Here is a 10,093-nt window from a genome sequence, read left to right as displayed (position 1 = left end):
GGTCTTACTATTAATGACATCAATGATTTAGCTAAGAATGGAAAACTTCCGGGCGGGTACCCGCTTCTAAGAGACAACCCATTTGGGATGAGTTTTCTAAAATTAACAACCGTATTTTCAGCAAATTCAAACGCATGAGCCAGAGCATGCCCACAATCAGCCCTGGATTGATGATCAAGAAAATTGATCGGTGGGCAGAGGAAATGCGGTTACTCTCCAAAGGAGAAGTGAATGAAAGCAAATTGAATCAAGCGAAAAAATTACAGGGGGAATGGAAAAAACTTCCTCCAAAAAAACCAAGAAATGCACAACAAAGTATTGGCTCTTTCGTATTCTTTTCAGAAATAATCTTTGAGAAATCATTTCTAGACAAACTTTGTCATTCAAAATATGAAGGGTTTGCAGAAATGCCTGAAGCGGAGCAAAACTCCCTAAAAATAAACCTTTTGAAAGACCTTATTGCCCGAGATCAAAGAGAACTTGTCACTGTAAGGGAAAATGCTGAGAACTTCAGAAGCCAGGAAGGTGAATTTGATCACATTATGAGGAAAAAAATTGCTGCCCATAAGAGAAAAGTCGATGTGAAAAACAGTATTTTAAAAGAACTTACAAACAAATAATCCGTAAATGTTTTAGTTTAAGAAAGTATTTCTATTTTTGCACCCCTTTAAGGGGATCTTTAAACTTGTGTAGATTATGTATTGGACTTTAGAACTTGCCTCCTATTTGGAAGACGCTCCGTGGCCAGCCACCAAGGATGAGTTAATTGATTTTGCTATTCGCTCCGGAGCACCATTAGAAGTTGTAGAAAACCTCCAAGAGCTTGAGGACGACGGAGAACCTTATGAAAATATTGAGGAAATATGGCCGGATTATCCAACAAAAGACGATTTCTTCTTTAATGAAGATGAATATTAAGTATCAAGCCTTCTCTATTTAGTGAAGGCTTTTTGCTACTTTATATCCTTAAGACTTTTTTTAGTTTCACCATGCCCTTTTTGCTTACTGGCAATTGGCTATTGTCTTTTAGAAATACCAGATAGTTTTCCTTTTGATAAGGCTCTATTTTACTTATCTCTGAAATATTCACTATATGTGATCGATGGATCCGCGTGAAACTTTGAGGGTCAAGCATTTTTTCATAGTAAGCCATGGTTCCTAACTTCAGGTATTGCTTACCTGCTGAATTGATCTTTATATAATCACCATCGGCACTTATGGATGAAATAGTAACTTCATTTAAAACCTCAATCCTATTCCCGGTTTTTACAACAATCCTATTTAAAAAACCTTCCAATGGCATTTCCTCATTTAGTTTTGCCAATTTTGACGGGTCATTGGGAGCTATAGTCACCCGTTGTATCGCCTGCCTTAGCCTTTCTTTGGAAAAAGGCTTTAGCAAATAATCCACAGCCTGTAATTCAAATGCTTTGATCGCATAATTGTCATAAGCTGTAGTAAAAATTATCTTTGGAGGCTCTTCTAAAAGCTCTACCAGTTCAAACCCGGTAATTTTAGGCATTTCAATATCAAGGAATATCAGGTCAGGCTGGAGTTCTCCAATTCCTTTAAAAGCCTCAAATCCATCATTAAAACAACCAACCACTTCAAGATCCGTAAATTCTTCTAAATAGTCTTGAAGAAGGTCTTGAGCCAATGGCTCGTCATCTACAATTATACAGCGTATCATTTGATTTGTGGAATTTTTAAAATAGCAGTAAACTGCCCCTCGCTTTGGCTATAACTCAATAAATCCTTTCTACCAAAAATCAAAAACAATCTTCTATCTAAGCTTTCTAAACCAAAGCCTGTACCTGTTGCTTTTTTAGAATTCTCTTCACTGGGGTTTCTCACAGTTATTTCAAGGTTACCCTCTTTTAGTTTGCCTTCTATCTGGATTGAAACTTCTCCTGTGACACCATACAAGCCATGTTTCACTGCATTTTCTACCAAGGTCTGCAACAGTAGGGAAGGTAACTTTAAAGTTAAAATACTTTCGGGTATATCTATCTCATAATTGAGCCTTTGTCCAAAGCGAATTTTTTCCAAATAAAAATACTGAGTAATGGCCTCTATCTCAGTGGCCACTACGGTCCATTTTTTTGAATCCGCCTTTAAGTTTTTTCTATAAAAATCTGCCAGGCCCTGCACCATATTGCGCGCTTTCTCCGGGTCTCTCTTTAATAGGGCATTGATCGAATTCAAACTGTTAAAAAGGAAATGAGGTTGCATTTGCTGCCGTAGGTAATGCAACTCTGCATCCGTTGACAATTTTTGTCGACTTTCCTCATGCTGCAGTTTATGAATGTCTTTGGTGCTTGACCTATTGGATAGCACATTCATCCCTACCAGATGAAAAAGCCATGTTCCGATGGAGATCCTTAAAGGAACAGTAACCTTAAATAAAATTAAATTCTCTGCAAAACCTAGCCAACCGGATCCCCAGAGCATTTGGTTTCCATAGGTAAGTACAGCTGCTAAAACCAGTGAAAACAATAGGGTTGGCCAACTTTTTACTACGCCAACAGGGTAGTAATTCAACATTAGTTTGATAAGGATGGCCCCCAACCCAACAGAAATGGTACTGACCAGCCCATCAGCAATGCTCCATTCCAAATTACCTTGACTCAAATAGGCAGAGACAAAAATCCCTGCAAAAACCATTAAAAGAAAAATCACCTGATCCTTACTATTTTCATTGACTTTTAAGAATTCAGGTGACTTTTCCATCATGCACTTAATTTTAATAAGAAGTGATTTCTATTCCACCGAAAATCACCGAACCTGTGAGGATTAATTTTTTATCAGCGTTTTGAGCCGCTCCTTGTTGGGAATACCTCTTGTCATCTATACCGGCTGCCAAGTTAGTTACCCCCAACTGAACGTCCCAATGGGGAGGAACAATGAGTTTCAAACCACCAAAAGCTACAGAGACTTTCAATACTGCTTGATCTTGAATATCTGCATGCATTAAATCTATGTCTGCTCCTCCAAATACAGAAGTGACGTCTCCTCCTTTAAAATTCTTGCTCATTACTTTTCTTTTAATTCCGGTAAGAAAAGCATCTACATTGATAAAGTCGGGACTGTACTGACCAAAAACATTTTCAGTCTCCGCAGTACTCTTGTCAAAACCTTTTTCCCAACCTTCTATATTAAAAGATTTATTTCTGTTTTTTTTAAAGATAATATAAAGGCCAAGTAAAATTAAGGCAATAGGAAATAGCATAGGCCCCATATGGAAAGGTAAGAATAAGAAATCTTTCAGCAGAAAAAAACCACCTATTAGAATTAAAACGACCGAACCTGTACTCTGGAACCTGTTTTTATACCCCGTGTAAATACCTATTGCAATGAGAATCATTGGCCATGAAAATACCCAGTAAGGTATAAACAAGCCCATCTGTTTGAGTAAAAGTAGTGCGCCTACCACTAATATAATGACTCCTAGCACGAAATTACCATTTCTTTTTCCATTCATGATTTTAGTATTTTAATAATGAACGAAAGGTCTTACAATCACGCTCCTTTTCAAAAACCATTTCGGCAAAGCAAAAAATAATACCGATAAACGACCTATTTTTATGGTTAAATGATTCTTTTCTTTTCAGTCAACAGAAAAGTGGCATAGCTTAAGTCCTCCGGAGTGGTCAATTTGATATTTTCTCTGTTTCCGAGGATCAGTTGAACATCCCAGCCCATATTTTCATATACCGTTGCATCATCCGTAAAGTATGGTTTTTCTTCTGTAAGGAAAGCTTCCTTTATCTTTGTAAGCTGGAAAGTCTGTGGGGTCTGTACCAACCTAAATTCATCCCTGTTTTTAAACTGAGAACTTCCATTGACATCAACCTGCCTTATGGAATCTTTCAATCCTATCACCGCAATAGCACTTCCTTCTTTGGCCGCCGTCCGGTAACTCTCATGAATCACTTCCTCTGACACAAAAGGCCTAACCCCATCATGAATGGCCACCAAGCCATTTTCACAATCGGGAATACTATTCAAACCATTTTTGACAGATCCAAACCTACTTGTCCCACCTTGAATCAATTGATGAGGCACCTTGAAATTGTATTCACCACATAATTTCTTCCAATAGTCGAACTGACTTTCCGGCAAAACCAAAACCAGTCTCAATTCAGCATCGTATGCATGAAACACTTGTAGGGTATGCATCAATACCGGCAAGCCTCCAATTGAGAGAAATTGCTTCGGCACTTCTCCTCCCATTCTAACTCCTGCTCCACCAGCTTATTTAACCTGCTTATTTCCCATACCTTCTTAACTTACCAAAAGTTTGGAACATACCAAGGCTGATAAAACTTCTTTATGTCCGCCGTAAGATACCGTCATGTTTTTGTCATAAGGCTCCACTTCCAAAATCTCCACCTCCACTCCTAATGCCAAGCCTTTGCTGTTAAGGTATTTTAAAAATTCATCTGAAGTCTTGCTTAATGCCTTTAATGTTACCAACTCCTCAGGCTGACAATCAGAAAGCAACCTGAATTTTTGTGTGGCAATTTCACCACTACTTGTTGGAATAGGGGATCCATGGGGATCTCTCTCAGGGTAACCTAAAATTTCATCCATCCTATCAAAAAAGGCTGTTGATTGGATATGTTCCAACTGCTCTGCTATCTCATGAACTTCTTCCCAACCAAAACCCATCTTTTCCACCAGATACATTTCTGTAAGCCTGTGCTTCCTGATGATCATGGCGGCCATCTTTCTCCCCTTAGCAGTAATCTTGAGAGGCTTGTATTTTTCGTACTCCAATAAGCCCATTCCTGCCAATTTTTTGACCATACTATTAACTGATGGAAGGCTGACTTCCAGAGCTTGGGCAATACTTGTGGTATTGACATCATCAGAAGCGATGGCTTGGTTAAAAATCACTTTTAAGTAATTTTCTATGGATTGGCTGTTATTCATTGCTTTAATTATTTCAAAACAAAGATAAAAAAATATTGAAATAAATTTGTTAGCCCAATCTAACTATATAAATTTGCCTTGGCTAAACCCAAATTAAAATTCACAAAAAACAAACTGTTTCAAGTGATTTCCACTGGATTAAGATTTGTTCCTTTTAGCAATTGACCAATAATAGCAGAAATATATTTTAAAGAAAAAAGAATGTTTGATATCCTCGTTGACTATTTAAGTAGTATTGCGCCGGCTTATGCCGCACTAATAGCTACCACATTTACCTGGTTTGTCACTGCAGTTGGAGCTGCTTTTGTGTTTTTCTTTAAGAAATTGAACAGACCTTTCTTAGATACCATGATGGGTTTTACCGGAGGAGTAATGATTGCGGCGAGTTTCTGGAGCCTCTTGGCTCCTGCCATTAGCATGACAGAGGGTGAAAGCTTTGCAAAGGTCATTCCTGCCGCTGTAGGATTTTTTGGAGGTGCCTTGTTTATTTTTGTTCTGGACAAAATATTGCCTCATGTACATATCAATTTCAAAAAAACAAGGAATTAAAACACCTTGGCAAAGGACAACTCTTTTGGTTTTGGCCATCACCATGCATAATATCCCTGAAGGCTTGGCGGTAGGCGTGCTGTTTGGTGGAGCTGCCTCCGGTGTTCCTGAAGCCAGCATTGCCGGAGCTTTGATTCTCGCCATAGGGATAGGGTTACAAAACCTTCCGGAAGGAATAGCTGTTGCTGTTCCACTTAGAAGAATGGGCTTAAGCAGGAGGAAAAGCTTTATGATGGGACAAGCCTCCGCTTTGGTTGAACCTATTGCCGGTGTATTGGGTGCAGTGGCTGTTTCCATTTTCACCCCCATCCTACCCTATGCTTTAGCATTTGCCGCCGGAGCCATGATATTTGTGGTAATTGAGGAGGTTGTCCCGGAATCCCAGCAGGATGGAAACACCGACTTGGCCACAATGGGCTTCATCGGTGGTTTTATCATCATGATGGTTTTAGATGTAGCTCTAGGATAATAAACTTATTTACCTTTTTGCACTTCCGGATTAACAGGATAAGGCAGTGGCTCTCCTTTTAGTCCGGCAATGATATTCTCTACAGCACATCTGGACATTTCATCTCTGGTTTCCTTTGTAGCAGACCCAATGTGTGGAAAAACCACCGCATTATCCATTTCCAACAAAGGATTGTCTTTGGCCATGGGTTCAGGATTGGTAACATCCAGGCCTGCTCCCCAAATAACCTGCTCTTGCAAAGCTTCAATCAGTTCATCCTCCTTATGTACACCTCCACGGGCAGTATTGATAAAGATTGCTGAAGATTTCATTTTCTTGAACTGCTCCATACCAAACATACCTTTGGTCTCCGAAGTCAAAGCAGTGTGAACAGAAACCACATCACTGCTTGTTAATAGTTCATCCATACTCACCAGCTTGGCTCCAAATTCTTTCTCGGCCTGTGCATTGGCACTTCGGTTATGGTAAAGAATTTTCATCCCCCAAGATCGGGTACAAATCTTGGCCAATTCTGTTCCAATCCTTCCCAAACCTACAATTCCTAAGGTCTTTCCGGCCAGATCAAAGCCAAGATCTTGAGTAGGTTGAGAAACGCCCCACTGTCCTTTTTTTATCTTATTATGAAGGAATAAGGCTTTTCTTGCTACCGTTAACATCAACAAGAGGGCCGTTTCAGCGGTTGCCTTATTCAATACATTGGGAGTATTCCCTATAGGTATTCCATTGGCTGTGGCTGCTTTTATATCGACCCCATCAAATCCTACTGAATGTAGTGCCACCACCTTTAGGTGCTTGCACTCCTTGAAAAAATCAGCATCCAATCCAGCCTGTCCAACACTTAAAAAAGCATCATGACCTTTGCAAAACTGAATGGCTTGCCCTCTATCCAAAATAGGTTTCTCTTTCCAAACAGTATATTCAATTCCTGCCTCTTCAAGCAATTTAAATCCAATCTCGGGAATAATCTTATTTATAAAAACTTTCATGAATCTTGAGTTTATCAAAAAAAGGTATACTTAAAATTAATAAAGACGGGATAACCCGCCTTTATTAACATTTACTTTACGTACCTAAAATCAAAATTTAGGTCAAAGTCCTTTAAGAAGGCAATCATTAACTCTATAACACTTTCAATATCTTCCTTACTGGCAGTTTCTACAGTAGTATGCATGTATTTCAAAGGCAATGAAATCAAAGCTGCCGGCACTCCTCCATTCGAGTAGGCAAAGGCATCTGTATCAGTCCCTGTACTCCTTGAAGATGCTGATCTTTGAAAAGGGATGTCTTCTTTCTTGGCACTGTCAATGATCAGATCCAATAACTTTTTATGCACTGCAGCACCACAGGTCAGCACAGGGCCCTTGCCCGCAGTATAATCACCGCTAGCAATTTTACTGTACATTGGAGCGGTTGTGTCATGACATACATCCGTAATGATGGCTACATCCGGCTTGATCCTAGCCGCAATCATCTCTGCTCCTCTTAAGCCTATTTCTTCCTGCACTGCATTGACTATATACAAGCCAAATGGTAATTCCACCTGTTGCTCCTTCAATAATCTGGCCACTTCAGCAATCATATATCCACCAATGCGATTGTCGAGCGCTCTTCCCGAATAGAATTTTTTATTCAATTCTGTCAACTCGTCATTAAATGTAATGACACTTCCCACGTGAACGCCCATTTCAAGGACTTCCTCTTTTGACCTGGCACCTATATCAATGAAAATATTTTCCATTTTGGGCGTCTCTTCTTTCCCTTTATCTCTGACATGAATCGCCGGCCAGCCGAAAACGCCGGGCACCACACCTTTGTCTGTATGGATATTGACACGCATCGAAGGGGCAATCATATGATCAGACCCTCCATTTCTTATCACATAAATATATCCCTCCGGGGTAATGTAATTCACAAACCAGCTAATCTCATCCGCATGCGCTTCGATGACAACCTTGAATTTTGCATCAGGATTGATCACTCCCACTGCCGTCCCATAAGCATCTGTAAAATACTCATCTACAAAAGGTTTAATATAATCCAACCAAATCTGTTGGCCGGAAGCTTCAAAGCCTGTTGGAGAGGCATTGTTTAGGTATTTGTAAAGAAATTTTTCGTTAGTATCCATATAGTGTTTTAATTGTATCTGAAGTTTGTCCACAAAATAGCTGCCATTAATTCTGCCACCGACTCCAGTGAAGGTGAAGCTATTTGGTCAAATCATCCGGGATAAAGTTACAAACAAGATTGTTAGTGTGAAAATGCTGTTTGCTACAATCTTAATTAGAAAATAAATATATTACTTTTTGGTGGGTAAAATTAATATTCCGGCCAATCAAGGCCTCTTTCTACATCTAATTATAAAAAATTAAGGCTTTTTCTATTGTCAATTAAACTACTCTTTTAATTGTGAATCATTCTAAAACACGTTATATTAAAGAATGAACAGAATAATGCTATTCCTAATTCTATTTGTTTCCTGTGAGACATCAAAAGAAAACGACAATTATATCATTATCCAAAAAGAGGATTTCACTATAATCCCCTTAAAATCCGAAAAACATTATTTCGAAGAAATCATCAATCCAGCTAATATTGGAATAATTGACAGCAAGATTCTAATATCTGAAAGACACAGGGTTCCCGAGGAACATCCCCGTATTCATATTATCAATTCCCAAAATTGGACTTATGACAAGCCAAAGGGTAAATATGGAGAAGGTCCCTTAGAGGCGATTGATGCTAGTTTGTTTTATAAAGGAGAAAATGGCAATACTTTTTGGGCCTATTCTATGAATGGAAGGAAACTGGTGGAATATTCAATGTCGGACACTACACTTCTTGGCAAAAATGAGTGGAAAATGCCTGAGCCCATGAGAGACCTTTGGTTTTTTACCCAGGCATCTGACAGCAGTTTTCTTGGTATTTCAAGGGTTGATAAACATCGAATATTGGAATTTGATAAAGAAGGTAATAAAATCGGAGGATATGGAAATTGGGAAAAGGTAAAGGATAGACCTGACCTGAATGATTACCAACTGTCCCACTTAAACGGCAGTTTTTTTAAAGGAAATGCTGAGGAAGGTCTTTTTATTAGAGTGGGACTTTTCAGAGATAGGCTTGAAATTTTTGACAACCGGGACAAATCCTTTATCATCATAGATGGGCCGGATCTAGCATTGCCAGCATTTGAACTAATTGGAAATGATTTATACCTGGGAACAAATCCTCACTTTCGCTACAGAGATGCTGTTGTTACTAAAAGCTATATTTTCGCATTGTATGGGGGAGTAAGCCTATCTGAAATCAACAAAACATCGGTTATGGCTGAGCAAATATGGGTTTTTGATCACAAAGGAAAGCCCCTCTGGAATTTAAAGTTGGATAGGTCACTCATCAATTTTGTTATTAATGAAGATACAAATGAAATTTATGGATTGACTACTGACGAGGATCCCGGCATTGCAGTTTATACTATCCCAAAGGAGATGTTGTAGTTAAAAGCGCCCATTTTTTTAAAAAGTGATTCCCGATATCAATTCATTTGCTGTCCGAATCAATTTCTTCACCTTTAATATCATCCATTAAAGCCGGTGCCAAGCTTGTGATAGTATTGGTCAATTCACCAAGAGCTGATATATTGGAAAGAATGATCACCCCATTTTTCGCTTTCACATCTATTATCATGGACGAGGTATAGCCGCCTGTTCCACCATTGTGCCAATTCCAAACAGCTCCCGACTCCGTTTGGATAACACTCCAACCCAAAGCCATTGAATAATTCTCAGTTACCTCAAAAAATGCTGTTCTTGAAAGCACCAATTCTCGGTTTAAACTGTCAAATTGAGCCAAGGCAAACTTTGACATGTCATTTAGCGAGGATAAAATTCCACCGGCACCCATAAGCACAGACATGTCCCAATTGGACACCTCTTCTCCTTTATCATTAAGTCCTATAACCAATTTATTTTCTACTATGCTTCTTAACGTAGTTGAAGCAACCATACCGTATTTAGAAAAAATCTTCTTTTGAAGCATCTCTTCGTAAGTCATCTGGGTTTTATTGCTTAACACATAGCCTAACAGGCCTACCCCCAAATTTGAGTAATCAGAAACTTCCCCGGGTTTATGCTTCATTATCAA

General features: G+C 39.0%; 12 protein-coding genes and 1 pseudogene. 5 read left to right on the top strand and 8 right to left on the bottom strand.

The genetic code is table 11. The features are described from left to right. The first annotated feature begins 170 nt into the window (after positions 1-170). Positions 171-620, top strand: coding sequence for a hypothetical protein (locus tag AAC037_RS10930; RefSeq protein WP_339903028.1), 450 nt, complete (start codon positions 171-173; stop codon positions 618-620). A 76-nt stretch (positions 621-696) separates the two neighbouring features. Beyond that, positions 697-918 (top strand): DUF2795 domain-containing protein, encoded by a 222-nt coding sequence (locus AAC037_RS10925; RefSeq protein ID WP_010855875.1) that lies wholly within the window; start codon positions 697-699, stop codon positions 916-918. 40 nt (positions 919-958) lie between these two features. On the opposite strand, the gene AAC037_RS10920 is transcribed toward AAC037_RS10925, so the two are convergent. From AAC037_RS10920 to AAC037_RS10900, 5 genes and pseudogenes are all read right to left on the bottom strand, one after another. Next, positions 959-1,690: a response regulator gene (locus AAC037_RS10920; RefSeq protein WP_339903027.1), complete on the bottom strand. Its 732-nt coding sequence runs from the start codon at positions 1,688-1,690 to the stop codon at positions 959-961. Then, on the bottom strand, positions 1,687-2,733 hold the full coding sequence (locus AAC037_RS10915) for a histidine kinase (RefSeq protein ID WP_339903026.1): 1,047 nt from the start codon (positions 2,731-2,733) through the stop codon (positions 1,687-1,689). Before AAC037_RS10915 ends, AAC037_RS10920 begins: the two co-directional genes overlap by 4 nt. Before the next feature lie 10 nt (positions 2,734-2,743). After that, positions 2,744-3,481 (bottom strand): DUF5668 domain-containing protein, encoded by a 738-nt coding sequence (locus AAC037_RS10910; RefSeq protein ID WP_339903025.1) that lies wholly within the window; start codon positions 3,479-3,481, stop codon positions 2,744-2,746. Between the two features lie 107 nt (positions 3,482-3,588). Then, positions 3,589-4,242: pseudogene (locus tag AAC037_RS10905) on the bottom strand (2-C-methyl-D-erythritol 4-phosphate cytidylyltransferase); the annotation flags it as partial. Positions 4,243-4,284: 42 nt separating this feature from the next. Beyond that, positions 4,285-4,935 (bottom strand): metal-dependent transcriptional regulator, encoded by a 651-nt coding sequence (locus AAC037_RS10900; RefSeq protein ID WP_339903024.1) that lies wholly within the window; start codon positions 4,933-4,935, stop codon positions 4,285-4,287. A gap of 201 nt (positions 4,936-5,136) precedes the next feature. On the opposite strand from AAC037_RS10900, the gene AAC037_RS10895 reads away from it, so the two are divergent. Then, complete coding sequence (locus AAC037_RS10895; protein WP_339903023.1) at positions 5,137-5,484, top strand: hypothetical protein; 348 nt, start codon at positions 5,137-5,139, stop codon at positions 5,482-5,484. After that, complete coding sequence (locus tag AAC037_RS10890) at positions 5,450-5,953, top strand: ZIP family metal transporter (RefSeq protein WP_339903022.1); 504 nt, start codon at positions 5,450-5,452, stop codon at positions 5,951-5,953. Before AAC037_RS10895 ends, AAC037_RS10890 begins: the two co-directional genes overlap by 35 nt. A 5-nt stretch (positions 5,954-5,958) precedes the next feature. Here the strand turns inward: AAC037_RS10890 and AAC037_RS10885 are convergent, their stop codons facing one another. After that, positions 5,959-6,939 carry a D-glycerate dehydrogenase gene (locus AAC037_RS10885; protein ID WP_339903021.1) on the bottom strand — a complete coding sequence of 327 codons (981 nt, stop codon included), beginning with the start codon at positions 6,937-6,939 and terminating at the stop codon, positions 5,959-5,961. A 71-nt stretch (positions 6,940-7,010) separates the two neighbouring features. Then, positions 7,011-8,078 carry a M42 family metallopeptidase gene (locus AAC037_RS10880; RefSeq protein ID WP_339903020.1) on the bottom strand — a complete coding sequence of 356 codons (1,068 nt, stop codon included), beginning with the start codon at positions 8,076-8,078 and terminating at the stop codon, positions 7,011-7,013. 313 nt (positions 8,079-8,391) lie between these two features. On the opposite strand from AAC037_RS10880, the gene AAC037_RS10875 reads away from it, so the two are divergent. After that, positions 8,392-9,447 (top strand): BF3164 family lipoprotein, encoded by a 1,056-nt coding sequence (locus AAC037_RS10875; protein WP_339903019.1) that lies wholly within the window; start codon positions 8,392-8,394, stop codon positions 9,445-9,447. Between the two features lie 43 nt (positions 9,448-9,490). Here AAC037_RS10875 and AAC037_RS10870 read toward each other — a convergent pair. Beyond that, positions 9,491-10,093: serine hydrolase domain-containing protein (locus AAC037_RS10870; RefSeq protein ID WP_339903018.1), on the bottom strand; the 603-nt coding region annotated here is incomplete at its 5' end.

The organism is uncultured Cyclobacterium sp., from assembly GCF_963976465.1.
In the GTDB taxonomy this organism is placed as follows: domain Bacteria; phylum Bacteroidota; class Bacteroidia; order Cytophagales; family Cyclobacteriaceae; genus Cyclobacterium.
This window is presented reverse-complemented; position numbering and strand designations above follow the sequence as displayed.